Source organism: Variovorax sp. PBL-E5, assembly GCF_901827185.1.
GTDB lineage: Bacteria > Pseudomonadota > Gammaproteobacteria > Burkholderiales > Burkholderiaceae_C > Variovorax.
Genome location: NZ_LR594671.1, coordinates 2333995 through 2356546, shown reverse-complemented (window position 1 = coordinate 2356546; position 22552 = coordinate 2333995). Strand labels below are relative to the sequence as shown.

Below are 22552 nucleotides of genomic sequence, written 5' to 3'. Positions count from 1 at the left end.
GGTCAGAACGCCATCCGTTCGCGCCGCCGCGCATCGCCGCGCTGCAGCCAGCCGATCACGGCCGCGCGCACGCGTTCGCGAAAGCGATCCCAGCCGTTCGGGTTGCTGACGATCTGCGCCTTGTAGAACGAGGGGCACAGCACGGCCGCATGCGAGACCTCGCCGCAGACGCCGCAGCCCACGCAGCTGTCGAGCACCGTCGCGATCGGGTCGGTGCGCAAGGGGTCGGGATTGGGCTTGATCGACAGCGAAGGACAGCCCGAGAGGCGAATGCACGAATGGTCGCCGGTGCAGGTGTCGGCATCGACGCCGAACTTCTCGCGCACCATGCGCTTGCCGTCGGCGATCGCCTTGCGCACCAGCGGTTTTTCGCGGCGCTGCTTGTTGAGCATGCATTCGGATTGCGCGATCAGGACCTTCGGGCCCTTCTCCGTTGTCGTCAGCGCTTCGCGCAACGCATCGCGCATGCCTTCGATGTCGTAGGTGCGGCGCAAGGTCTTCACCCACTTGACGCCGACACCGCGCACCGCCTGCTCGATCGCGTGGCCGGTGCTGCGCGTCGGATTGATCGCGGCGGACGACAGCACGTCCTGTCCGCCGGTGGCCGAGGTGTAGTTGTTGTCGACCACGATCGTGAGGTTGTCGCTGCGGTTGAAGACCGCGTTGGCGACGCCGCTCGTCAGGCCGTTGTGCCAGAAGCCGCCGTCGCCCATCATCGAGATCGCGCGCTTGCCGGCCGGCACGTTGAGCGCCGCGGCGCCGGCCGAGCCGAGGCCGTAGCCCATGGTGGTGTTGCCGAGGTTGAAGGGCGGCAGGATCGAGAACAGATGGCAGCCGATGTCGGCGCTGATGTGGTGCGGGCCGAGCTCGCGCTCGACCAGCTTCATCGCGCTGAAGATCGGCCGCTCGGGGCAGCCGGTGCAGAAGCCCGGCGGGCGCGCATGCACGGTCTCCTCGATCGGGCGCGAGGGCTCCGGCGCCGAATCGACCCCGATCGGCGCCACCGCGGTCAGCGGGATGATCTTGCGTGGCGGCGCGGGCAATGGCGGCACGCGCTCGTAGCACTCGAAGAAGGCGCGCGCGCCCTTGAGCACCGCGGCCGCCGTGTATTCGCCGGCGACCGGCAGCATGTCCTTGCCGTGCAGCGCGGCGCCGACGCCGGCCTGGCGCAGGATGGATGCGAGGTTCTGCTCGACGAAATTGGGCTGGCCTTCCTCGACCAGCAGCACGGCGCGCTTGTTCTTGCAGAAGCGCACGACCTCGCTGTCGATCACCGGGTAGGCGACGTTCATCACGTAGAGCGGCACCTTCGATTGGCCGTAGACGTCGGCCAGGCCGAGCCGCTCGAGCACGCGCACCAGCGTGTTGTAGCTGCCGCCCTGGACGATGACGCCGATGTCGTCGGCATCTTCGGCGAAGAATTCGTTGAGCCGGCGCGCCTCGATGAAACGCACGGCCGCGGGCCAGCGGTCCTGCACCTTTTCCTGCTCGTGCGTGAAGCTCGCGGGCGGCAGCACGATGCGGCTGGTGTCGCGCTGCGGGCTTTCGAGCGCCTCCTTCAGCGTGAAGGCGGAGGGCCGGTTGTCCGAGGCGACGAACTGGCCATGCACGTGGCAGGCGCGGATGCGCAGCTGCAGCATCACCGGCGTGCTGCTGGCCTCCGAGAGCTCGAAGCCCTGCTTGACCGCCTCGACGATGGACGGCAGGTTGGGCCGCGGATCGAGCAGCCAGATCTGCGACTTCATCGCGAAGGCATGGCTGCGCTCCTGCATGATCGACGAGCCTTCGCCGTAATCTTCGCCGACGATCACCAGCGCGCCACCCTTCACGCCGCCCGAGGCAAGGTTGGCCAACGCATCGGACGCCACGTTGGTACCCACCGTGGCCTTGAAGGTGACCGCGCCGCGCAGCGGGTAGTTGACCGAGGCGGCCAGCGTCGCGGCGGCGGTGGCTTCGCTGGCGCTGTTCTCGAAGCGGATGCCCTGCTCCGCGAGGATGTCCTGCGCGTCGGCCAGCACGTCCATCAAATGCGAGATCGGCGCGCCCTGGTAGCCGGCCACGTAGGCGACGCCGGACTCCAGCAGCGCCTTGGTCACCGCCAGGATGCCTTCGCCGCTGAAGACCTCGCCGGCGCCGAGCCGCAGTTTCTTCACTTCCTCGACAAAGGACCGTTCAGCCATGATGCTCCTTGAAAACCCTCGGACCGATTGGACCGAAGTGCGTATATTCTTTAGAAGTCAATCTATCCACAATCATGAATAACCCTAGACACGCAAGCAATGTGCCCGCCAAGCTGCCGCGCAACGGCACGGCGGCCGCAGCGGCCGTGCCCCGGCGCTTCGTGGACGATTACCTGCCGGCGCTGCTGGCGCAGGCCAGCCACCTGATCTCGTCGGAATTCCACAAGGTCGCGCGCGAGCACGGTTTCTCGGTCTCGGAGTGGCGCGTGATGGCGACACTGGCCGGCGGCGATGCGATGAGCATCGGCCGGCTGGCGCAGGTGGCGGTGATGAAGCAGCCGACGGTCACGCGCATGCTCGACCGCATGAGCGCCAGCGGCCATGTCGAGCGCCTGCCCCACGACAGTGACCGCCGCATCACGCTGGTGCGCATCACCGAAGCCGGCGAGCGCACGGTGAAGCGGCTGATGGAACTCGCGCGCGAGCACGAGCACCGCGTGCTGGAGCCCTTCGGCCTGGCCAGCGCCGAGGCGCTGAAGACCACGCTGCGGCGGATGATCGAGCTGCACGAGAACGCGCCCTCGGAAGAGACGCAAGAGGACGAGTGAGACAGCGCACGGTGACGCCGCGCCACGAAACATCTTGAGCGCCAGCGGGCCGATCTGGCACCATCTCCGTTCCTTGGTACGGCAGGAGAAATTCCATGCAATCCGCTTCAACGCGCTCGGTCACGGCCATCAGCCCCGACCGCAAGGTGCTCACGAGCCAGGGCCTGCCCTACTTCATCGGCATCTCCGGCCACAGCGCCGGCGCGCTCGGGCTGTCGATGCATCTGGTGGTGATTCCGCCGGGCGCGCGCTCCGAGCCGCATCTTCACGAGGGCCATGAAACGGCGATCTACGTGCTGCAGGGGCGCGTCGAGACGCTGTACGGCGATGGGCTGGCGCAATCGGTGATCAGCGAGGCCGGCGACTTCCTGTTCATTCCACCCGACGTGCCGCACGTCGCAATCAACCTCAGTGCTACGGAGCCGGCGCGCGCCATCGTGTCGCGCAACGACCCGGCCGAGCAGGACAAGGTCCGGCCCTATCGCATGGAGCGCCGCGAGACCTGAGTCGATGCATGTCATCCTGGTTCACGGCCTGGGGCGCACATCCGCATCGATGCTGCTGCTCGCCGGGCGCTTGCGCTCGGCCGGCATGACCACCCATCTGTTCGGCTATTCGGCCGCGTTCGAGCGCTGGCGCCCTTGTGTCGAGCGTCTGCGCAGATTCATCGCCGCGCGCACGCAGGGCGAGCGCTTCATCGTCGTGGGGCATTCGCTGGGCGGTGTCCTGCTCAGGGCAGCGCTGCCGGGCCTGGCATGCGCGCCGGAACTCGGCGTCTTCCTCGCGCCGCCGAGCACGGCCTCCCGCTTCGCGGTCAAGCTGTCCAAGTGGTGGCTGTTTCGCTTGCTGACGGGCGAGATGGGCCAGTTGCTGGCACGCCGCGATTTCATGGAAGGCCTGCCGATTCCGGACATTCCCTTGCGCATCTATGCGGGCACCAAGGGTCCGCGCGGCCGGTGGACGCTGTTCGGCAACGAACTGAATGACGGCATCGTCTCGGTGAAGGAGGTGCAGCTGGGATCGATGCCCCTGCAACTGCTGCCGACCTTCCACACCGTCATCATGAATTCACGCCAGGTGGCCGCCGACATCGCGACGCTCGTGAAGCCGTAGCACGACGCAGAGCGCCGTGCTCACGCGATCACGCGACAGCGGGGTCCGGCACCAGCACCGCGCGGCCGCGGTGCCCGCGCTGCGCGATCCATTCGAGCGCGCTCGCCGCTTCGGACAGCGCGAAGCTTCGAACCTCGAGCCGCAGGCGGCCATCGCCCAATCGCGCCAGCAAGGCCGGCGCCATCGCGCGGCCGACGGCATCGCGCCGGAACATGTTGAGCGGCAGCAGGCTGACGTCGCGCAGCATGAAGTTCGCGAGCTCCAGCCTGAGTTCGTTGCCGGCGGTGTAACCGATCAGCACCGCGCGACCGCCGGCGACGACTGCCGGCAGCGCGGCCGCCAGCACCGGTCCGCCGACCGTGTCGATCAGCGCATCGACACCGAGCCCGGACAGCGCGTCGGCTGCGCCGTCGAACACCACGGCGTCCACACCAGCCGGCAGCGCGGCCGCAGCGGCCGCGTCGCTCACGACCGCGCTCGCCTTCGCGCCGAGTTCGAGCGCCAGTTGCAGGACCAGCGATCCGACCGCGCCGGTGGCCCCCGTCACGAGCACGCGCTCGCCAGCCTGGAGTTTGGCGATCTCATGCAGCGCGACCCAGGCCGAGGTGCAGGGCGAGAAGAAGGCCGCGCCGAGCGGCATCGGGACGTTGTCGGGCAGGAGGCCGAGCGCTTCGTCGGGCGCGGCGATGCATTCGCGCCAGGTGCCGTCAGTCAGCGTGCCGAGACCGGCGCCGCGCAGCCAGACGCGCTGGCCAGCCTGGAAGCGATCGCTCTCGATCACGATGCCGGCCGCTTCGACGCCGGGCACATAGGGCAGCGGCGGATGCCGCAGAAAGCGTCCGCCCCAGACCGTGCGGTCGATGTGGCCGACCGTCGCCGCCTGCATCCGCACGAGGCTCCGTCCTGCGCTGCGCGCAGGCGGATCGATCTCTTCGATCGAAGGCGGCTGGCTCCAGCCGTGGATGCGCACGGCCTTCATCGCAGGCCGTCCAGGAAATCGAGCACCGCGCGCGCGAAGGCCTCGGGCAACTGGTCGGGCAGCGGCACCATGCCGCCCTCGATGTCGACGACACGCGCGTCATGCAGGTGCGCGGCCAGCTCGGCGGCATGTGGCGACGCGAACGGATCGTCCGGCGCGCGCACGACGAGCACCGGTTGCGTGACGCGGCCGATGCGGTCTTCCATGCGGTACGAGGCCACCGCGCGATGTCCGCCCTCGATGTCGCCCGATGCCTTCAGGCCGTCGAGCACGAAAGCCTCCAGCAGATCGGGCCGTCCCTTCGGATAGAAGGATTGCCGGTTGCGCCACATCTGCATCAGGTGCGCGCCGTCTTCGCGGCGTTCGACCGCATCGATCGGCGGCCGCCCGGCGCGCGCACGGCGGAAAGCCTCGTCGGTGAACGGCGTGGACGAGAGCACCAGCGAGGCGACGCGCTCGGGAAAGGCCGCGGCCAGCTCGACGGCGATGACGCCGCCGGTGTGATGGCCCACGACATGCGCACGGCGAATGCCGAGCGCATCGAGCAGCTCGGCAGCGACCTGCGCCCAGCGCTCGATGCTCGGCGGCCAGGGCAGCGGCGCCGAATCGCCGAAGCCCACCGTGTCCATCGCGATCGCGTGGTAGCGCTGGCCGACGAGGGGCAGCACCGTGCGGTACTCGGTCCAGCTGCGCGGCGACTGGTGCAGGAACAGCACCGCGGGCGCGGCCGGATCGCCGGCGGATGCATGGTGGACCTGCCCGATCGACAGGTCGGCGAAGGCGCGGCGAATGCGCGGTGCGCTCATGGCATGGTCCTCAATCGATGGTCTTGTCGGCGGGCGGTTGCCACAGGCCCGCATGCCTGAGCATGCCGAGCGTGCGCAACAACACGTCGCCGCGGTAGGCCGCGACGTCGCGGCCCTGGTAGTCGTAGAAGCCGCTGCCGGTCTTGAGGCCGAGGCGGCCCTCGCTCATCATGCGGTCGAGGATGGCGGGCGCCTGGTAGCGCGCGGCATCGATCGAGGCCGACATCTCGCGGCTCGCGTGATGCAGGATGTCGGCGCCGCCGAAGTCGATGAACTCGACCACGCCGAGCGCCGCGAAGCGCAGGCCGAGGCCGAAGCGCGTGGCCTTGTCGATCTCCTCGGCGGTGGCAGCGCCCTCCTCGATCATGCGCGCCGCTTCGTTCATCACCAGCGCCTGCAGCCGCGGCACGATGTAGCCCGGCGTCGGGCCGCAGACCACGGGCAGCTTGCCGATCGATTCCATCAGCGCCCTGGCGCGCGCGAGCACGGCCGGGTCGGTGCCGGCGTGATGGCTCAGCTCGACCACCGGGATCACGTAGGCCGGATTCAGCCAATGGATGTTGAGGAAGCGCTCGGGTCGTTTCACGAACTCGGCGATCTGCGTGACCAGGATGCTGCTGGTGGTCGAGGTGAGGATCGCATCGTCGCGGCAATGCGCATTGATCTGCGCGAAGGCCTCGCGCTTGGCGGCGAGCGTTTCGGGCACGCCTTCGAACACCAGTTCCGCCGCTGCCAGCGCACGCGGCGCGTCGTCGGCCCGCACGATTTCGACGCGAGCCGCGATCGCAGGCACCTGCTCGCCGGCGAACACGCCGAGCCGGGCCAGGCCGTGCAGGCTGGATTCGATCTCGGCGCGCGCCTCGTCGCGCAGTGCGTGCCATGCCGCGTCGTCGCGCACGCGCAGGTCGATGAGCGAGATACGATGGCCGGCATAGGCGAAGGCGATCGCGATGCCGCGCCCCATGCGACCGGCACCGACGGCCGCGAAGCGCGGCGCGGACTCAGGCGCCGTCATGCAGACGCTCTTTCAGCGCATCGCGGCTCAGCCCGCTCAGGCCCAGCGCTTCGAAGGTGCGCGCGCCCTGGCGCAGGTCGCGGCCCAGAAAGCCGCCGACGATGGCCAGCAGGCCGTGCGCGATCGGCGCATCGACGCCGGCATGGCGCGCGGCCGAGGCGAGGAAGGCGAGGCCGAGCTCGGTGTCCTCGGTGATGTAGCGATGGCCATAGAGGTCGATGTTCTCGCGCCAGTCGCCCGACTTCACGAGCTGCTTGTGGGCGTCGCCGTACATCCACTGGTCGTTGTTGTAGTGGTCGGCCAGCGGGTAGTGCGGGGCGGTATGGCCGAAGGCCTCGCGCACCGCGATGCGCTCCAGGTCGAGCCGGTCGGTCACGGCGCGGACCGCGCGCTGCGTGCCTTCGTTGTGGATGTCCCAGCGCTCGAAGTGCTGCAGCGGCGCGGCGTTCATCACCATCAGCGGCGGGTGGATCACCGGGCCCGCGTTCATCAGCGCGCCCGACAGCGCGTCGCCGCAGCCATGCACGCTGGGGTAGGCCTCGCGGATCCGCGCGATCGCTTCCTTTTCCTTGCGCGCCGGATAGACGCCGGTCGGCAGGCGCACCGCGCGCACGGTGACGTTGACCTCGCGCTCGCCGTGCTTACGCGCGAGGTACGGCAGCGTGCCGGTTTCGGCCCACGCCACGTCGGCGCGGCTGCCGGCCTCCCGCGCGATCTGGGCCATCACGTAGCTGCCGAAGGTGCCCGGCGGCAGGAAGACGACCTGGCCGTCGGCCAGGTGCGGCGCCATCGCACGCGCGATGTCCGCCTGCGCGATCGCGGGCGATGGGATCACGATCAGCTCGGCGCCGCGCAGGGCGTCGCCGATGTCCGCGGCGGCGGCGGCGATCTTCACGTCGCGCGCGCCCTCGGCGTCTTTCAGGCGAATCGAACCGGCCTCGATGACAGCAGCGAGCGCCGCCGCATCGCGACGCCAGAGGCGCACCTCATGGCCGGCTTCGGACAGGTCGGCGGCGGCGGCATAGCAGCCGTGGCCTCCGCCCAGGATGGCAATTTTCATGAACCGGCACTCCGCGAGATAGAGAGGGATGGACCGCCGCGCATGACGGCGCGCGGCGTGCAGGTACATTACTTTTCAAATGTTTATATGTCAACCAGATTGACCCGAAGAAGGGTCAGCGGTGCCGGGTCCGCCATGTCCAGGGCGGCACCGGCTGGGCATCGCTCCAGAGCCCGCGCCGGGCCCGGTGCGCGTCGCGTTCGGCGCGCTCGTAGGCCAGGCGATCGGGGATGCGTTGTTCGCCGGCGTATTGGCGATACCACCACGCCATGCCGCGCTCGATCTGCATCCGGTTCACGTCGATCTCGCCCAGCCGCACCACGCCCACCGAACGGCCGTAGCGGTCGAGCCGGTCCACCTGCACCTGCACGGTCTTGCCGGCGATCAGTTGCGCCAGGCTCGCGCGCGAGCGGCGGCCGAAGGGCTGGCTCCATTCGGGCGCGTCGATGGCGCCGAGTCGGATGCGGTGCTGCACCTTCAAGGCATCGAGCACCACGATCGTGTCGCCATCGGCCACGGTGACGACGCGGCCGTCGATCCGTTCGGCCTGTGCATGAAGGGCCGCCAGCGCCAGCAGGATGGCGGCCAGGGCTCGAGGGACGGACGGATGCGCGCCGCGATGCAGCGCGGGAATCACGGGACGGCGCGGCCGCTGCTGCTGCCGTCGCCCTGCGAAGGCCACCATGCACGCCACCAGGGGCGCTTGCGCTCGCGCGCGGGCGCGGCGGCGCTGGTCATCAGTTCCGCGGCGACCGATGCACGGACACGTTCGCGCAGCGCCGTCTCATAGGCATGCGCGGGCGCCCGCGCGCTGCGGTCGCCGCGCAGAGCCTGCCGGCGCCATGCCTTGGCGTGCTCCGCGAGTTCATCGTCCGTGAGGTCGTCAGGGTGAGGGAGAGACTGCGTCATGCTGGATGACATTGTGGCGCGAAGCGGGCGCTCAACGCCCGATGAAACGCCTTTCAGGCGTCATCGCCCGTCAGGCTTTGCAGCCTTTAGCCAACACTCGGGCGGCGCGGCTCAGGCGTACCTGGGTGCGTTGCCCCGGCTGAAGAATGCCGCACGCAGGCTTCCCTGGCGCGCCGCGTCGGTGTCCATGAAGTCGTCGAACACGGTCGCCAGGCGCAAGGCTTCCTCTCGGGGCAGGAACTGCGTGTCGTACAGGAAGCGCAGCTGGCAGTCCCCCACGGTGATCGCATCGCCATTCTTCAGCGCATGCTCCCAGATCCGTTCCTTGTTGACGAAAGTGCCGTTGCGGCTCGACGTGTCCGTCAACATGAAGCGGTCGCCGGTCCAGCGGATCGCCGCATGGTGCCGGCTGACGCTCCGGCTGTCGATGTGGACACCGCAGGCGGGATCGCGCCCGATGGTCGTGAGCGGCCCGCGGATATTGACCTGCTTCACGCTGTTGTGTCGGGCTAGAACGATGAGTCTGGACATGGCCTGCTCGCTATTCGATGGATCTGCACTGCTTCCATTTCGGCGGCCACTGTTCTTTTCTGAAGCCGCGTCGATCAAAGAAAAACAAAAAGTTGAGAGCACGCAAACTTAAGTTTTGCAGCAAGCGGCCGATAAGGAAGGACAGCGGTTGTGCAGCACCCGCGACAACCCGACCTCCAGAACGCAGCTTCCATGACCGCTCATCTCCTGCCCCACCCTCTTCTTCGCTCCGCGAGCGAAGGAATCAGCCCGGCCTTTCATCACTGGCAAGTTCTGACCGATGCCTATGCGAGGCAGCTCGAAGCCTTGCGCCGCCGGGAACCCGGTGCCTCGGCCGCGCTGACCCGAATCTCCAGTGACCTGGCGGCGTTTCAGAAGGATCCGACCCATTTCGGGCCGCTCTCCCGCTAGACGCAAAAAGCCCGTCTTCTTTCGAAGACGGGCTTTTCGACCGTTGCGGCGAAGACGCCGCGCCGGAATCAGCGCACCCAGTGGCAGACGCGGTGGTGGTGCGGGCCCGTGTGGCACACCTTGTGACGGTGCGGCGCAGCGGAAGCGATGGTGGGTGCCAGGACGGCGAGGCCGGCGAAGGCGACGAGGCTGGAGAGAATCAGTTGCTTGATCTTCATGGGGTTCTTTCTGAAAGCGGTGGCACCAAAAGGTTACGTCTGTCGAGTGACGCCCCTGTTGAACGGCGCGCAGGGTCAATCGGATGACGCCGCGGCAGAAGAAAAAAGCATGAAAGCGCAAGAAGGGCCGACGGCCCTTGCGCGCGACAGACCGGCTAGAACGGCAGTGCGTGCTTCGGAAACAGTTTGCGCGCGATGAGCCGGAAGGCCAGATCGGCCACCAATCCCATCAGGCCCAGCGTCAGGATGCCTGCGAAGGCATTGGCGGTCTTCAGGAACAGGCGTGCGTTGTAGATCATGAATCCCACGCCTTCGTTGGCCGCGATCATCTCGGCCGCGACCACGCTCATGAACGAGAAGCCCATGCCCACCCGCATGCCCACCAGGATGGCTGGCACAGTCGCGGGCAGGACGACCCGCCACAGAACCTGCCGCCGGGTCGCGCCGAGGCACAAAGCGGCGCGGCTCGGCGTTTCATCCACCGCGGCGGCGCCGGCCATCGTGTTCATGAACACGGTGAAAAGAGAAGTGTAGATGATGATCGCAACCTTCGATCCTTCGCCGATGCCGAACCACAGGATGGCGACACCGAGGAACGCGATCGGCGGCACGAAGCGGAAGAAATTGAAGAACGGCTCGACCAGTTGGCGAACGAATCCGATCCGGCCCGCGGCGAGCGCCAGCGGAATGGCCGCGGCGCAACCGACCGCCCAGCCCACCAGGATGCGGAAGTAGCTGATGCCGACGGCATGGGGCAGCGTTCCGTTGGCCGTGAGCTCCACCAGCGCCTTGCCGACCGCAAGCGGCGAAGGAAAGAAGAAAGGCGAAGAAAACGCGGACACGAGCGTCCAGAGCGCCAGTGCCATCAGCAGCGCCAGCAGCGTGATGCCGTACCGGCCCACGCGCCATCCGCGTGGTGCCTTGGGAAGTTCCACGGTCGCGGGAACCTGTTCGATCGCATCCATCACTGCGTGGCCTCCTGGTGCTGCGCGTGCCCGGCTTCGGCGTCGATGGCCTCGCTCAGGCGATTGAAGAGATCGATGAAGCCGGCGGTCATGCGTTCGCGCGGCCGCGGCAGATCGACCTCGAAGATCTCGCGGATGCGCGAGCCGGGTCCGCGCGTCATGATGCCGATCCGGTCGGCCAGCCAGATGGCCTCGGCGATGTCGTGGGTCACGAAGACCACGGTGCGCCGCGAAGCATCCCAGATGCGCGTGACTTCCTTTTGCATGACGCCGCGCGTGTAGGCATCGAGCGCCGCGAAGGGCTCGTCCATCAGCAGGATGTCGGGACTGTTGGCCAGCACCCGCGCGATCTGCACGCGCTGCTTCATGCCGCCCGACAGTTCGCGCGGCAACTTGGAACGATGGTCCCACAGGCCGACCAGCCGGAGCATGTCGTCCACGACGCCGCGCCAGTTCGTGCCCGCCAGGCCGCGCATGCGCGGCCCGAAGGAAACGTTCTCTTCCACGGTCAGCCAATCGAACAGGGCGCGGTCGGACTGGAACACCACGCCGCGGTCCTTGTCCGGCTTCGTCACGGCGTGGCCCCGGATGTCCACCTGGCCCGCCGTGGGCGTGACGAAGCCCGCGATCAGGTTGAGCAGTGAGGTCTTGCCGCAGCCGGACGGGCCGAGCAGGCAGAAGAACTCGCCGTCGCGCACGTCGAGCTGCACGCCGCGCAACGCCAGGTAGGCGCTTCCGTCGCGACCGCCGGAGAAATTCATCTCCACGTCGCGCATGCGAATGGCACTGGGCATCATCTCGGCCTAGTACTTGTACTTGGACAACAGCACGCGGCCCGGCGCCACTTCCTTCAGCCATTTGCTGCTGATCCAGGCGCCCATGTCGGGCATGCCGTCGAGTTCCTTGTTCGCCTTCAGGTAGTCGCCGTAGGTGTAGTACATGTCGATCTGGCCGTCCGTGAGATTCGCCGGCCAGCCGCCGGGCCAGCCGCCGTCCTTCCAGATCTTCTTGACGTCGTCCGGCGTGAGCTGCAGCGCCTTGGCGGTGATCCTGGCGCCGGCATCGGGATTCGACTTCAGCAGATCGACGGCGTCGATCCACGCGGCCACCAGCTTCTTCATGCCGTCGTCGCCGTTCTTCCTGACCCAGTCGCAGGTCACGTTGACGACCGACACGTCCCGGAACGCGGAACCGATGTCGCCGAAGCGATGTACCGCCGAGCCGCCCACCTCGAGCGCCAGCGACGGCGTCGGCTCGGGCCAGATGATGCCGTCGACACTGCCCTTGGCCAGTGCGATCGGCAGATCTTCCTCGGCGATGTTGACGGTCTGCACCTTGGCCCGGTCGATGCCCTGCTTGGCGAGCCACATGTGCAGCGCGACCTCGCCGATGCCGCCCTTGCGCGTGCCGATCTTTCGCCCTTCGAGTTGCCTGGGCTGGGTAATGTCGGCCTTGGTGACCATGTTGACCGTGTTGACGTCGACGAAGGCGATGCCGCCCTTGAAGCAGGCCTTGCCGCTCTTGAGCAGCGGCAACAGGATGCGGGTGTTCGGGAACGCGACGTCCAGATCGCCGGCCAGCGCGGCCTCCATCGTGGCGATGCCGGAGTTGAAGATGCGCGACTCGATCTTGAGTCCATGCCTGGCCGCGATGCCGTTGCTGCTGTCGGCCAGCACGAACACCGGCCCGAACAGCACGTTGGACGCCGCGCCGATGCGCAGTGTCGTCAGGTTCTGGGCGAACGCCGCTTCGCCCAGCGCGAGAGTGGCAATCAGAGCGCCGGCGACGCATCGCAAGGCACGCAGACCGAGGGCAGGCATCTTCATTTCTATCTCCTTGTTGACTGAACGTGAAGCCGGGCTTCGCCTTGCAGGGCAGCCGCCGGCCGTCTGAACTCATTCATTGGCTGCGCACCGCCGCTTCCCACAGGCCGGCGATCGCCTCGCCGTTCGCCTGGCCAAGTTCGATGTCGACCCGGTCCAGCGTGCCTTCGAAACGGAAAGGCGCTTCGTAGCGATCGGACACCGGCGAGGGACTGTTGAGGCCGCACTGCGTGCTCAGCAGGCCGAAACCCGCGGGAAAAGCCATCGGCAACACGGCGGATGCGAGCGGCTGGTCGTCCAGCGTCAGCACTGCGCGAGCGCCGTCCTTCTCGATCGTCACCTCGCAGCCGAGCACGTGCGCACCGGTCGGCAGTGCCCCATCCGCGGACACGACCGTGTGCCGGCCCGCGAGGTTGTAGTCGAAGCACAGCCGGTTGTGCTGGATGAACAGCGAGAAGCCGGCGGCGCGGCGACCGTAGGCCAGCAGCACGCCCTCTTCGCTGGTCGCTGCACGGTCGATGCGGGCGCGGATGCGGAACGGCCGCAGCGCGAAGTTCGGACCCGTGACCGGCGTCAGCAGGCGCGTGCCGGGATAGAGCCTGAAGTGCAGCCGGCCATCGGTGGCCGGATCGCGCGCGAAGGCACGCGCCTGGGCGCGATCGTCCAGCGGCATGACATGGAAGGCCTCCGCTTCGCGCCACCAGAGCGCGATCATCTCGCGCAGCCGCTCGGGCTCGTCGGCCGCGCGGTCGACGGTCTCCGAGTAGTCGCTCTGCAGATCGTAGAGCTCCCAGCGGTCGGCGTCGTAGTCGTCGCCGGAGCGATGGTGGGTGACGGCCTTCCAGCCGCGGTGGTAGATGCCGCGCTGGCCGCCCATCTCGAAGTACTGGGTCTCGCGGGTCGACGCGGCCTCCGGGTCGGCGAACGAATAGGCGATCGAGGTCCCGTGCACCGGCAACTGTTCGACGCCGCGATAGACCGCGAGCGCCGGCACGCCGGCCAGATCGAGCATGGTGGGCGCAAGGTCGATCGCATGGTGGAACTGAGTGCGCAGTCCCGCTTCGCCGAGCGCTGCCGGCCAGTGCACGATCAGCGGCGCACGCACGCCGCCGCCGAAGGTGTACTTCTTGTAGAACTTGAGCGGCGTGTTGCCGGCCTGCGCCCATGCGGCCGGATAGTGGTTGTGGGTCCAGGGGCCGCCGAGCTTGTCGATCTCGGCCAGATTCTCCTCGAGCGAATCGGGCAGGCCAAGAAAGTAGCGGTACTCGTTGACCGAACCGAACTCGCCGCCCTCGCCGCTCGCGCCATTGTCCGACAGCACGACGAACAGCGTGTCGCGCAGCTTGTCGCGCTTTTGCAGGAACTCGACCAGGCGGCCGATCTGCGCATCGGTGTGCTCGGTGAAGCCGGCAAAGACCTCCTGCATGCGCGCGACCAGCCGGCGCTCGTCGGCACTCAGCGTGTCCCACGCGCGAACGCCCGGATTGCGCGGCGCGAGTGCGGTGTCCGGCGGCACGATGCCCATCTGCTTCTGGCGCGCCAGCACCTTGTCGCGCTCCGCATCCCAGCCCGCATCGAAGCGGCCGCGGTACTTGTCGAGAAAGGATTGCGGCGCCTGGTGCGGCGCGTGGCAGGCACCGAACGCGAGGTAGAGGAAGAAGGGGTTGTCCGGCGTGGCCGACAGATGGTCCGACAGGAATTCCTGCGCCCGATCGACCAGGTCTTCGCTCAGGTGGTAGCCCTCGCGTGATGGCGGCGGCACATGGTGCTGGTCGTACCAGAGCTCGGGCGCCCATTGGTCGTCCTCGCCGCCCAGAAAACCATAGTAGCGATTGAAACCGCGCTGCGTGGGCCAGTTGTCGAACGGGCCGACCGGGCTGCATTCGGCGGGCGGCACCAAGTGCCACTTACCCAGCGCATAGGTGCCGTAGCCGCCCTCGCGCAGCATCTCCGCGAGCGTCGCCGCGCGCGCCGAGATCGCCCCGCGTGCGTTGTCGAATCCGGTATCGAAGTCGGCCAGGTAGCCCATGCCGGCCGCGTGATGGTTGCGGCCCGTGAGCAGGCAGGTGCGCGTCGGCGAGCACATCGCGGTGACGTGGAAGTTGGTGTAGCGCAACCCGCGGCTGGCCAGGGCGTCGATCGCCGGCGTCTCGGTCGATGCGCCATAGCAGCCGAGCTGCGCGAAGCCGCAGTCGTCGAGCACGACCCAGACGATGTTGGGCGCATCGGCCTTGGGGCGCGGTCGGCGCGGCCAATGCGGCGCTGCTTCGTGGACCGTGCGTCCCGTCATGGCAGCGCGTGGGTCGTCTTGCTGTTTCTGCATTCGAATCTCTCCGTGTCCATCGACAAGCGAGGCCTCAGCCGCGCAGCGCGTGCATGACCGGCCGCAACGCGGGATAGCCGGCAAGGTAGTTGCGGTAGAGCGCCTCGTAGCGCGCGACGGCGTCGGGGTACGGCTGCGCACGATCCACCAGATGCACCCAGCCCTGGCCCACGGTCTCGACCGCGGTCAGGCCGGCGCCGAGCGCGGCCAGCATCGCGGCACCGAGGCTGGCCTCGACCTCTTCGTGGATCGTGCGCACCGGTCGGCCGGTGACGTCGGCAATGATCTGCATCCAGAGGTCGGACCGGCTCGCGCCGCCGACCACCACGAGCGCATCGTCCAGCGGCTGGCCTTCGCGGCAGCCGGCCTCGATGTTGTGGCGCAGCGCGCAGGCGACGCCTTCGAGCACCGCACGGTAGAGATGCTCGCGCCGGTGATGCAGGCCGAGGCCGATGAAGGCGCCACTGGCCCTGGGATCCCAGATCGGACTGCGCTCGCCCATCAGGTAGGGCAGGAAGAGCAGGCCCTGCGCGCCGGGCGGGAGCTCGCGCGCAGCCTGTTCGAGCTGCGCGTGCGCATCGGCCGTGTGTGTTGCCCTGCCCTGTTGCGGCTGCATGAGATCGAGGAACCAGGTCACGCTGGCCCCGGCGGTGATCGCGCCGCCGAAGACATAGAGATCGCGCAGGCCGCCGACCACGTGCGGCATGCTGACCAGGCCGTCGCGCGCATCCGCGTGCTGGCGGATGGTGCCCCAGCACATGCTGGTGCCGATCATCGCCACGTGGCTGCCGGGCCGGTTGGCGCCGGCCGCGAGCGTCGCGACGGCAGCATCCACGCCGCCGGCGATCACCGGCAGGCCGATGGGCAGCCCGAGCGTCTGCGCCCAGTGCGCCGTGAGCCCGCCGACTGTCTCGCTCGACTCAACCAGCCGCGCCGGCATCATCGACGCCGGAATGCCCAGCGCGTCCAGCATTTCCGCCGACCAGCGCCGCGCCTTCATGTCGTAGACGCCGCCGATGTTGCCGGCCGAGCTGTGGTCCACCGCGACCTCGCCCGTGAGCTGCGCATTGACGAAGCTGTTCGGCGGCAGGAAGGCGCGCGTGCGCTGCCAGGCATCCGGCCGTTTCTCGCGCAGCCAGAGCATCTTGGTGAAGCCGTGATAGCTGTCGACGCCGTTGCCGGTGATGTCGTACAGGCGCTCCAGGTCGACGTGGCGGCGCACCCATTCGACCTCGTCCTGCGCACGCCGGTCCATCCAGATCAGGCAGGGGTGCGTGGGCTGTCCTTCGGCATCGACCGGAATCCCCGAGCCGCCGTAGAGCGAACTCACGCACAGCGCCTTCACCGAGGCCGTGTCGATCGCCGCCTCGCGCACCACGCGCGCGATGCAGCGCACGACGGCCGTCATCCAGACCTCCGGCCATTGCTCGGCCCACAGCGGTTCGGGCGTGTCGACCTGGTAGGCCTCGGAGGCCTGCGCGAGGATGCGGCCGGCCTCGTCGACCAGCAGCGCCTTGGTGCTCTGCGTGCCGATGTCCACGCCGATGACATGGCACGTCGCGCGGCTCATGCTGGCGCGCCCGGTTTGAGCAGCACCTTGATGGAGTCGAGCGAGTTGGCAAGACGGAAGGCTTCTTCCCATTCCGCCAGCGCGAAGCCATGCGTGACGATGCCGCGCGAGGTGACCAGACCGCGCTCGAACAGATCGATGGCCACCGGATAGCAATAGGGACCGAGATGCGCACCGCGCACGTCGAGCTCCTTGCGGTCGCCGATGATCGACCAGTCGACGCTGGTCTCTTTGCCGAACACGCTGAACTCGACGAAGCGCCCGAGCTTGCGCACCAGCTCCAGCCCCTGGCGCACGCCGACCGGCGCGCCGGTGGTTTCGATGTACACGTCGCAGCCATAGCCGCCCGTGAGCGCATGGACGATCGCCTTGGCATCCTCGCGCTCCGGATCGATGACGACATCGGCACCGAAGGCCTGCGCCAGCGCGCGCCGCTGCGGCACGAGGTCGATCACGACCAGCTTCTTCGGCGTCTTGAGCTTCGCGACCTGCACCATCGAGAGCCCCAGCGGCCCGGCGCCGGCGATGACCACCACGTCGTCGAGCTGGATGTCGCCGCGGTTGACCGCGTGGATCGCGCAGGACATCGGCTCGATCATCGCCGCGTCCTCGAGCGACAGGCTCTCGGGCACCTTGTGCACGCGCGCCGTCGGCGGAATGCGCATGTACTCGGCCATGCCGCCATCCGCGACCTCGCGCTGGAAGCCGAAGATGTTGTGGACCTCGCACATCCAGTACTGGCCGCTGGTGCAGTAGCGGCACTTGTTGCAGGGCACGATCTGTTCGGCGATGACGCGGTCGCCCACGTCGACGCCGAAGTGCTGCGCCGCGCCGGCGCCCACCTGCACCACGCGCCCGAAGAATTCATGGCCGGGAATCACCGGTGCCTTGACCCATGCGGGTTGGCCGCCACCACCCCAGAACATTGCGGCACCCGAGTAGCACTTGCAGTCGCTGGCGCAGATGCCGCAGGCACTGATCTCGATGACCAGCTCGTGGGCGCCGGCTTGCGGCCGCGCCGGTCTTTCGAGCCGGTAGTCCTCGGGGCCATGGCAGACGACGGCCTGCATGCCTTGCTGGGATTTCGCTGTCATTTCGGTGCCTTGGCTGGTCATTGCATGATTTGCACAATCGATTGTGCTATTCTGCATTCAACGCCATGACGGTCGATCCGCATTTACCCGCAGAGCACAATGCGTGCGCAACGGGACAAGCCGACTCGCCAATGAGCCTCAAGAAATCCACCATCTACGACCTCGCCAAGCTGGCGGATGTCTCGGCCTCCACCGTCAGCGCCGTGCTCGCCGGCAACTGGCGCGAGCGGCGCATCGCCGAAGCCACGGCCCTGCGCGTGCAGCAGATCGCCGAGCAGCACAAGTTCAACGTGAACCGGCAGGCCAGCGGGTTGCGCAAGAGCCGTTCAGGCCTGATCGGGATGATCATCCCCCTGCACGACAACCGCTTCTTCAGCGGCATGGCTCAGACCTTCGAGAAGCTGGCGCGCGAGCGCCACTGGTACCCGATCGTCGTCAGCACGCTGCGCGACCCGGCGCTCGAACTCGAAACCGTGAGCACGCTCATCTCCTACCGGGTCGAGTACCTGCTTGTCGTCGGCGCAACCGACCCCGACTCCGTCAGCCGCGTGTGCCGCAACCACGGCGTCGCGCATGTCAATGTCGACCTCCCCGGCACGCAGGCGACCTCGGTGATCAGCGACAACTACTGGGGCGCGCAGCAGCTCGCGCTCGGCCTCATCGATCGGTCACGCGCGCTGCGATCGAGCAAGCGCAACAAGGCCTTCTTCCTGGGCGGATTGGCCGGCGACTACGCGACGCGGCGGCGCATCGAAGGCTTCAGCGACGTGGTGCGCGAACGCTTCGGCAGCATCGAGCCCGCGCAGATCGATGCCTGCGGCTACGAATCCGATCTGGCCGAGGCTGCCACTGCCGCGCTCTACCAGCGCCTGGGCGGCCTGCCGCGCGCGCTGTTCGTCAATTCGACGATCGCGCTCGAAGGCGTGGTGCGCTTTCTCAAGACGTTGCCCCACGATGAACTGACCCAATGCAGCTTTGGCTGCTACGACTGGGATCCTTTTGCGAGCGTGTTGAGCTTTCCCTTGCTGATGGTCCGGCAGAACGTCGAGGGCTTGCTGCAGGAGGCCTTCGGCATCATCGACGCCGGCTCGTTCGCGGACCGGAAGATCATCGAGATCAGGCCGCAGTTGCTGTCCTTGTAGCGGATTCGGGCGAGCGATCCCCACCGGACTCGCACAGGCCTCACTCGGTGGGCCGCGCAAGCGGGGGGTTCCGCTTTTTCAAGCCGTCCTTGATTTTCAGGAGCGGCGTTTCGATCAGCCAATAGCTCAACGTTGCGGCCGCGAAGGCCTGCACGATGTTGAACGGAAAAGCGAACGCCAATGGCGACTGCTTGAAAAGAAAAAGCTGCTGCCAGAGATAGAGACTGTAAGAGATGGTCCCGACGAAAACGAAGACGCGCGTTCTCAGAATTCTCGAGAGCCAGAACTGCTTCATCGTTGTCACGGCCATGATGATCAAAGCGACGATCGACGCCGTGACCGTCGCACCATAGGTCACCGACCATGCGCCGCCAAGCCTTGCCCCCAGTTCGGGTATGAGAAATATCAGCGCAATGAAACTTGCCGTCACGAGAGCAGAACTGTATTTTTTCGATTCGAGAAAGGTCTTGATGCGCTCCTGATTCAACGCCGTGTAGCAACCGATCAGTATGGAATCCACACCGGTGTGGAGCATCATCAGCAACTGTCCACGCAGGGACGGAACCAGGAAATAGGAAGCGATTCTGATCAAGGGGATGGACAGAATCAGCAAGACCAGAAGTCGTTCACTGCGCCTTCGCAGCAGGAAAATCAGTAGAGGTGGCCAGAACCAATAGAACTGCTCCTCGAGTGCAAGCGTCCAGAAATGCCCCAGATACCACGTTCCGTCGCCATGGGCCGCATTGATCGGGCCGAGGCCAAGAGCCTCCGAGTAGTTCCATACATGCAGCGCGGCGAATGCGAACTGCTCGTACGCGATGTCGATCACCTGACGGTACGTCAGGAACGCAAGGACCACCAGGAAGACGTAGAAGGCCGGCCAGATCCGCAATGTACGGCGGAGGTAGAACCGAACCAGATCGATCTTTTGGGTTGCCTTCCATTCCGAGTTGAGGATGTTGGTAATCAGGAACCCGCTCAGCACGAAGAATATCTGGACGCCAAGGCCGCCATTGGTGAAGAAATTCAAAGGCTGAAGCCAACCGGTGTACCCCCCGGCAACCGTGGCAGACGCGTGCGCGAAAACAACCATCATGACCGCGAGGCAGCGTAGACCGGTGAGTTCAGCTATCCGTGCCTTCATATTCCTTCTTCGGACCTTGCGGTCGCGGCTCTGCGTTGAGCGCGAAAGAGTAGCACGAAGGTCGCACATCGTTAGGGCGCATGCGCCATCCCACCGGCAGCGGCTGCCAAGTTTTACCGGCAGTCGATCGAATAATGAAAAAGCCCCGTCGCAGATGCTGCGCGGGGCTTTGGGAGATTCAACGATATGAATATTGGCGGAACCGGAGGGATTCGAACCCTCGATGAGGCTCTACACCCCATACTCCCTTAGCAGGGGAGCACCTTCGGCCACTCGGTCACAGTTCCTGAACCTTGGATTATGCCAGCTTCACGCGACCGGTTGATCGAGATCGAAGGCCTTGTGCAGGGCGCGCACGGAGAGTTCCATGTACTTCTCGTCGATCACCACCGAGGTCTTGATCTCGCTGGTGGAAATCATCTGGATGTTGATGCCCTCCTCGCTCAGCACGCGGAACATCTTGCTGGCGACGCCGACGTGGCTGCGCATGCCGATGCCGACGATGCTGACCTTGCAGATCTTGGTGTCGCCCACGATCTCTGCCGCGCCGAGCGTGGGCAGCACCTTGGCCTTGAGCAGATCGACGGCCTTGGCGTAGTCGTTGCGGTGGACGGTGAAGCTGAAGTCGGTCTTTCCGTCCTTGCTCAGATTCTGGATGATGACGTCGACCTCGATGTTGGCGTCGGCGATGGCGCCCAGGATGTGGTACGCGATGCCCGGCTTGTCGGGCACGCCGAGCACGGAGATCTTGGCCTCGTCGCGGTTGAATGCGATGCCGGATACGACGGCTTGTTCCATTTTTTCGTCTTCCTCGAATGTGATCAGCGTGCCGGACCCGGCTTCTTCATCGATGTCGATGTCCCACGGCGTGAAGCTGGACAACACGCGCAGCGGCACCTTGTACTTGCCCGCGAATTCGACCGAGCGGATCTGCAGCACCTTGGAGCCCAGGCTCGCCATCTCGAGCATTTCCTCGAAGCTCACCGTGGCCAGGCGGCGCGCCTCGGGCTCGACGCGCGGATCGGTGGTGTAGACGCCGTCGACGTCGGTGTAGATGAGGCATTCGCCGGCCTTCATCGCCGCCGCAATCGCGACGGCGGAGGTGTCGCTGCCGCCGCGTCCCAACGTGGTGATATTGCCCGCGTCGTCCACACCCTGGAAGCCGGTGATGACGACCACACGGCCGGCATCGAGGTCGGCGCGCACGCGTTCGTCGTCGATGCTTTCGATGCGCGCCTTGGTGAAGGCGCTGTCGGTCTTGACCTGGACTTGCCAGCCCGCATAGCTGACCGCCTGCAGCCCCTCGGCCTGCAGCGCGATCGCCAGCAGGGCCGACGACGCCTGCTCGCCGGTGGCGGCCAGCATGTCGAGTTCGCGGCCGTGGGTGTCGTCGGGACGGCTGGGCGCGAGTTCCTTGGCGAGGCCGAGCAGGCGGTTGGTCTCGCCGCTCATCGCGCTCGGGACGACGACCATCTGATGGCCGGCACGTGCCCACTTGGCAACGCGCTTGGCGACATTCCGGATGCGCTCGGTCGAGCCCATCGACGTGCCGCCGTATTTGTGAACGATCAATGCCATGGGTGAAGTCAAAGAGAAGGATTCGGATGCCGCATGCCGGCCTCCAGGCGCCCGGCCAGATCCCGTTCTCAGCGCGAGGGCTGCAGGCTACGGCAAGGGCGAAGCATTGTACCAATGCAGCACGTCGCCCTCGCGCTCGACGCGGCCGCCCGCGATCTTGAGCCGGATGCGATGGCCGCGCGTGCTGCAGGCCTCGATCTGGCCGAGCAGTTGCTCCAGTTGCGCCTCGCTCGGCACCGCGCCGTGATCGCGTTTGAGCCAGTGGCGCAATGCATTTGCCAGGCGCTCACGCGGCAGCGCGCGCAGCGCGGCCAGCGTCGGCGGCGAGCCGGCACCGGCCAGGTCGGCGGCCGCGGTTTCCGCCAGCAGCACCGAGGCCTTGGCCGCATTGCGCGCCGAGCGCGCGAAGGTCTCGCGGAACTGGGGCAAGGCGTTGGCGAGCGCAGGCAGCACCAGTTGGCGAATGCGATTGCGCGTATAGCGCAGATCGGCGTTGCTGGGGTCGTCGATGGACGGGGTGCCGCTGGCGACGATCCATTCGCGCAGCGCACTCGCATGCACGCCGAGCAGCGGCCGATGAAAGTGCACGCCGTGCCGCGCGATCTGCCGCGGCATGCCGGCCAGGCCGTCGAGTCCCGCGCCGCGGCTGAGCGCGATCAGCATCGTCTCGACCTGGTCGTCGGCGTGCTGGGCCAGCGCGACATGCTGCAGGCCATGTTCCTTGGCCAGCGTGGCCAGCGTCGTGTAGCGCGCGCGGCGCGCGGCGTCCTCGGGACTTTCGCCGGGCGCATGGCGGGCATCGATGCGGCCCGCATGCAGCGGCACGTTCAGCGCGCGGCAGATGGCCGTGCAATGCGCTTCGAAATCATCGGCCGCACGCTGCAGGCCGTGATGCACATGCAGAGCCTGGACCTGCCCCGGCCAACGCTGCGCCGCAGCATAGAGCAAGGCGGTGGAATCGGCGCCGCCGCTGTACGCGATCGCCAGCGGCAACGGCGCCGCCCAGGACGCGAGCGCTGGGGCGGCGGGATTCTCCATCGGATGCGGCGGACTGCAACGGCCCGCACCAGGTGATGCGGGGCG

General features: G+C 67.2%; 23 protein-coding genes and 1 tRNA gene. 5 read left to right on the top strand and 19 right to left on the bottom strand.

The genetic code is table 11. The features are described from left to right. Window positions 1–2 precede the first annotated feature (2 nt). On the bottom strand, window positions 3–2180 hold the full coding sequence (locus tag WDLP6_RS11485) for a thiamine pyrophosphate-dependent enzyme (RefSeq protein ID WP_162592440.1): 2178 nt from the start codon (window positions 2178–2180) through the stop codon (window positions 3–5). Between the two features lie 101 nt (window positions 2181–2281). Here WDLP6_RS11485 and WDLP6_RS11480 point away from each other — a divergent pair, with 101 nt between their 5' ends. The 3 genes from WDLP6_RS11480 (at window position 2282) to WDLP6_RS11470 (ending at window position 3901) form a co-directional block, all read left to right on the top strand. After that, entirely contained in the window at window positions 2282–2788 is a 507-nt protein-coding gene (locus tag WDLP6_RS11480) for a MarR family winged helix-turn-helix transcriptional regulator (protein ID WP_232077035.1), read from the top strand. 95 nt (window positions 2789–2883) lie between these two features. After that, on the top strand, window positions 2884–3294 hold the full coding sequence (locus WDLP6_RS11475) for a cupin domain-containing protein (protein WP_162592439.1): 411 nt from the start codon (window positions 2884–2886) through the stop codon (window positions 3292–3294). A 4-nt stretch (window positions 3295–3298) separates the two neighbouring features. Further along, entirely contained in the window at window positions 3299–3901 is a 603-nt protein-coding gene (locus WDLP6_RS11470; protein ID WP_162592438.1) for an esterase/lipase family protein, read from the top strand. Window positions 3902–3929: 28 nt separating this feature from the next. Here the strand turns inward: WDLP6_RS11470 and WDLP6_RS11465 are convergent, their stop codons facing one another. The 7 genes from WDLP6_RS11465 to WDLP6_RS11435 all read right to left on the bottom strand — a co-directional run bounded on the left by WDLP6_RS11465 (window position 3930) and on the right by WDLP6_RS11435 (window position 9201). Further along, the gene (locus WDLP6_RS11465; protein WP_162592437.1) at window positions 3930–4880 is read right to left on the bottom strand and encodes a quinone oxidoreductase family protein; all 951 of its coding nucleotides are present in this window, start codon (window positions 4878–4880) and stop codon (window positions 3930–3932) included. Then, entirely contained in the window at window positions 4877–5686 is an 810-nt protein-coding gene (locus WDLP6_RS11460; protein WP_162592436.1) for an alpha/beta fold hydrolase, read from the bottom strand. The genes WDLP6_RS11465 and WDLP6_RS11460 overlap by 4 nt, the downstream gene beginning before the upstream one ends. A gap of 10 nt (window positions 5687–5696) precedes the next feature. After that, entirely contained in the window at window positions 5697–6701 is a 1005-nt protein-coding gene (locus tag WDLP6_RS11455; RefSeq protein ID WP_162592435.1) for a 3-hydroxybutyryl-CoA dehydrogenase, read from the bottom strand. After that, complete coding sequence (locus tag WDLP6_RS11450; protein ID WP_162592434.1) at window positions 6688–7761, bottom strand: NAD/NADP-dependent octopine/nopaline dehydrogenase family protein; 1074 nt, start codon at window positions 7759–7761, stop codon at window positions 6688–6690. The genes WDLP6_RS11455 and WDLP6_RS11450 overlap by 14 nt, the downstream gene beginning before the upstream one ends. 115 nt (window positions 7762–7876) lie before the next feature. Continuing rightward, on the bottom strand, window positions 7877–8398 hold the full coding sequence (locus WDLP6_RS11445; protein ID WP_232077034.1) for a thermonuclease family protein: 522 nt from the start codon (window positions 8396–8398) through the stop codon (window positions 7877–7879). Further along, window positions 8395–8670 (bottom strand): hypothetical protein, encoded by a 276-nt coding sequence (locus WDLP6_RS11440; RefSeq protein WP_162567183.1) that lies wholly within the window; start codon window positions 8668–8670, stop codon window positions 8395–8397. Before WDLP6_RS11440 ends, WDLP6_RS11445 begins: the two co-directional genes overlap by 4 nt. A gap of 111 nt (window positions 8671–8781) precedes the next feature. Next, the gene (locus WDLP6_RS11435) at window positions 8782–9201 is read right to left on the bottom strand and encodes an FHA domain-containing protein (RefSeq protein WP_162592432.1); all 420 of its coding nucleotides are present in this window, start codon (window positions 9199–9201) and stop codon (window positions 8782–8784) included. Window positions 9202–9393: 192 nt separating this feature from the next. Here WDLP6_RS11435 and WDLP6_RS11430 point away from each other — a divergent pair, with 192 nt between their 5' ends. Next, entirely contained in the window at window positions 9394–9612 is a 219-nt protein-coding gene (locus WDLP6_RS11430) for a hypothetical protein (RefSeq protein WP_162592431.1), read from the top strand. A gap of 68 nt (window positions 9613–9680) precedes the next feature. On the opposite strand, the gene WDLP6_RS11425 is transcribed toward WDLP6_RS11430, so the two are convergent. The 7 genes from WDLP6_RS11425 to WDLP6_RS11395 all read right to left on the bottom strand — a co-directional run bounded on the left by WDLP6_RS11425 (window position 9681) and on the right by WDLP6_RS11395 (window position 17605). Beyond that, entirely contained in the window at window positions 9681–9830 is a 150-nt protein-coding gene (locus WDLP6_RS11425) for an HHHH-motif protein (RefSeq protein WP_174259862.1), read from the bottom strand. 155 nt (window positions 9831–9985) lie between these two features. Then, window positions 9986–10795 (bottom strand): ABC transporter permease, encoded by an 810-nt coding sequence (locus WDLP6_RS11420; RefSeq protein WP_162592430.1) that lies wholly within the window; start codon window positions 10793–10795, stop codon window positions 9986–9988. After that, the gene (locus WDLP6_RS11415; protein ID WP_232077033.1) at window positions 10795–11589 is read right to left on the bottom strand and encodes an ABC transporter ATP-binding protein; all 795 of its coding nucleotides are present in this window, start codon (window positions 11587–11589) and stop codon (window positions 10795–10797) included. The genes WDLP6_RS11420 and WDLP6_RS11415 overlap by 1 nt, the downstream gene beginning before the upstream one ends. Before the next feature lie 9 nt (window positions 11590–11598). After that, complete coding sequence (locus tag WDLP6_RS11410) at window positions 11599–12621, bottom strand: ABC transporter substrate-binding protein (RefSeq protein ID WP_162567178.1); 1023 nt, start codon at window positions 12619–12621, stop codon at window positions 11599–11601. A gap of 73 nt (window positions 12622–12694) precedes the next feature. Beyond that, window positions 12695–14941 carry an arylsulfatase gene (locus WDLP6_RS11405; RefSeq protein WP_197910157.1) on the bottom strand — a complete coding sequence of 749 codons (2247 nt, stop codon included), beginning with the start codon at window positions 14939–14941 and terminating at the stop codon, window positions 12695–12697. Between the two features lie 34 nt (window positions 14942–14975). Beyond that, the gene (locus WDLP6_RS11400) at window positions 14976–16511 is read right to left on the bottom strand and encodes an FGGY-family carbohydrate kinase (RefSeq protein WP_162592428.1); all 1536 of its coding nucleotides are present in this window, start codon (window positions 16509–16511) and stop codon (window positions 14976–14978) included. Further along, window positions 16508–17605, bottom strand: coding sequence for an alcohol dehydrogenase catalytic domain-containing protein (locus WDLP6_RS11395; RefSeq protein ID WP_162592427.1), 1098 nt, complete (start codon window positions 17603–17605; stop codon window positions 16508–16510). The genes WDLP6_RS11400 and WDLP6_RS11395 overlap by 4 nt, the downstream gene beginning before the upstream one ends. A 131-nt stretch (window positions 17606–17736) precedes the next feature. Between WDLP6_RS11395 and WDLP6_RS11390 the strand changes: the two genes are divergently transcribed. After that, on the top strand, window positions 17737–18747 hold the full coding sequence (locus WDLP6_RS11390; protein WP_162592426.1) for a LacI family DNA-binding transcriptional regulator: 1011 nt from the start codon (window positions 17737–17739) through the stop codon (window positions 18745–18747). Between the two features lie 40 nt (window positions 18748–18787). On the opposite strand, the gene WDLP6_RS11385 is transcribed toward WDLP6_RS11390, so the two are convergent. The 4 genes from WDLP6_RS11385 to tilS form a co-directional block, all read right to left on the bottom strand. Next, entirely contained in the window at window positions 18788–19891 is a 1104-nt protein-coding gene (locus WDLP6_RS11385; RefSeq protein WP_162567174.1) for an acyltransferase family protein, read from the bottom strand. A 194-nt stretch (window positions 19892–20085) separates the two neighbouring features. After that, window positions 20086–20178: transfer RNA gene (locus WDLP6_RS11380), tRNA-Ser, on the bottom strand. A 22-nt stretch (window positions 20179–20200) separates the two neighbouring features. Next, window positions 20201–21469 (bottom strand): aspartate kinase, encoded by a 1269-nt coding sequence (locus WDLP6_RS11375; RefSeq protein ID WP_162567173.1) that lies wholly within the window; start codon window positions 21467–21469, stop codon window positions 20201–20203. Between the two features lie 87 nt (window positions 21470–21556). Then, window positions 21557–22507, bottom strand: coding sequence for a tRNA lysidine(34) synthetase TilS (gene tilS, locus WDLP6_RS11370; RefSeq protein ID WP_162592425.1), 951 nt, complete (start codon window positions 22505–22507; stop codon window positions 21557–21559). Window positions 22508–22552: the final 45 nt, after the last annotated feature.

What these genes read in the sequence shown, in the direction of transcription:
- tilS (WP_162592425.1), bottom strand. Translation starts at nt 22,507, where the DNA reads ATGGAGAATCCCGCCGCCCCAGCGCTCGCGTCCTGGGCGGCGCCGTTG.
- WDLP6_RS11420 (WP_162592430.1), bottom strand. Translation starts at nt 10,795, where the DNA reads ATGGATGCGATCGAACAGGTTCCCGCGACCGTGGAACTTCCCAAGGCA.
- WDLP6_RS11415 (WP_232077033.1), bottom strand. Translation starts at nt 11,589, where the DNA reads ATGCCCAGTGCCATTCGCATGCGCGACGTGGAGATGAATTTCTCCGGC.
- WDLP6_RS11450 (WP_162592434.1), bottom strand. Translation starts at nt 7,761, where the DNA reads ATGAAAATTGCCATCCTGGGCGGAGGCCACGGCTGCTATGCCGCCGCC.
- WDLP6_RS11430 (WP_162592431.1), top strand. Translation starts at nt 9,394, where the DNA reads ATGACCGCTCATCTCCTGCCCCACCCTCTTCTTCGCTCCGCGAGCGAA.
- WDLP6_RS11440 (WP_162567183.1), bottom strand. Translation starts at nt 8,670, where the DNA reads ATGACGCAGTCTCTCCCTCACCCTGACGACCTCACGGACGATGAACTC.
- WDLP6_RS11385 (WP_162567174.1), bottom strand. Translation starts at nt 19,891, where the DNA reads ATGAAGGCACGGATAGCTGAACTCACCGGTCTACGCTGCCTCGCGGTC.
- WDLP6_RS11455 (WP_162592435.1), bottom strand. Translation starts at nt 6,701, where the DNA reads ATGACGGCGCCTGAGTCCGCGCCGCGCTTCGCGGCCGTCGGTGCCGGT.
- WDLP6_RS11410 (WP_162567178.1), bottom strand. Translation starts at nt 12,621, where the DNA reads ATGAAGATGCCTGCCCTCGGTCTGCGTGCCTTGCGATGCGTCGCCGGC.
- WDLP6_RS11400 (WP_162592428.1), bottom strand. Translation starts at nt 16,511, where the DNA reads ATGAGCCGCGCGACGTGCCATGTCATCGGCGTGGACATCGGCACGCAG.
- WDLP6_RS11435 (WP_162592432.1), bottom strand. Translation starts at nt 9,201, where the DNA reads ATGTCCAGACTCATCGTTCTAGCCCGACACAACAGCGTGAAGCAGGTC.
- WDLP6_RS11390 (WP_162592426.1), top strand. Translation starts at nt 17,737, where the DNA reads ATGAGCCTCAAGAAATCCACCATCTACGACCTCGCCAAGCTGGCGGAT.
- WDLP6_RS11485 (WP_162592440.1), bottom strand. Translation starts at nt 2,180, where the DNA reads ATGGCTGAACGGTCCTTTGTCGAGGAAGTGAAGAAACTGCGGCTCGGC.
- WDLP6_RS11470 (WP_162592438.1), top strand. Translation starts at nt 3,299, where the DNA reads ATGCATGTCATCCTGGTTCACGGCCTGGGGCGCACATCCGCATCGATG.
- WDLP6_RS11395 (WP_162592427.1), bottom strand. Translation starts at nt 17,605, where the DNA reads ATGACAGCGAAATCCCAGCAAGGCATGCAGGCCGTCGTCTGCCATGGC.
- WDLP6_RS11375 (WP_162567173.1), bottom strand. Translation starts at nt 21,469, where the DNA reads ATGGCATTGATCGTTCACAAATACGGCGGCACGTCGATGGGCTCGACC.
- WDLP6_RS11475 (WP_162592439.1), top strand. Translation starts at nt 2,884, where the DNA reads ATGCAATCCGCTTCAACGCGCTCGGTCACGGCCATCAGCCCCGACCGC.
- WDLP6_RS11460 (WP_162592436.1), bottom strand. Translation starts at nt 5,686, where the DNA reads ATGAGCGCACCGCGCATTCGCCGCGCCTTCGCCGACCTGTCGATCGGG.
- WDLP6_RS11405 (WP_197910157.1), bottom strand. Translation starts at nt 14,941, where the DNA reads ATGCAGAAACAGCAAGACGACCCACGCGCTGCCATGACGGGACGCACG.
- WDLP6_RS11425 (WP_174259862.1), bottom strand. Translation starts at nt 9,830, where the DNA reads ATGAAGATCAAGCAACTGATTCTCTCCAGCCTCGTCGCCTTCGCCGGC.
- WDLP6_RS11465 (WP_162592437.1), bottom strand. Translation starts at nt 4,880, where the DNA reads ATGAAGGCCGTGCGCATCCACGGCTGGAGCCAGCCGCCTTCGATCGAA.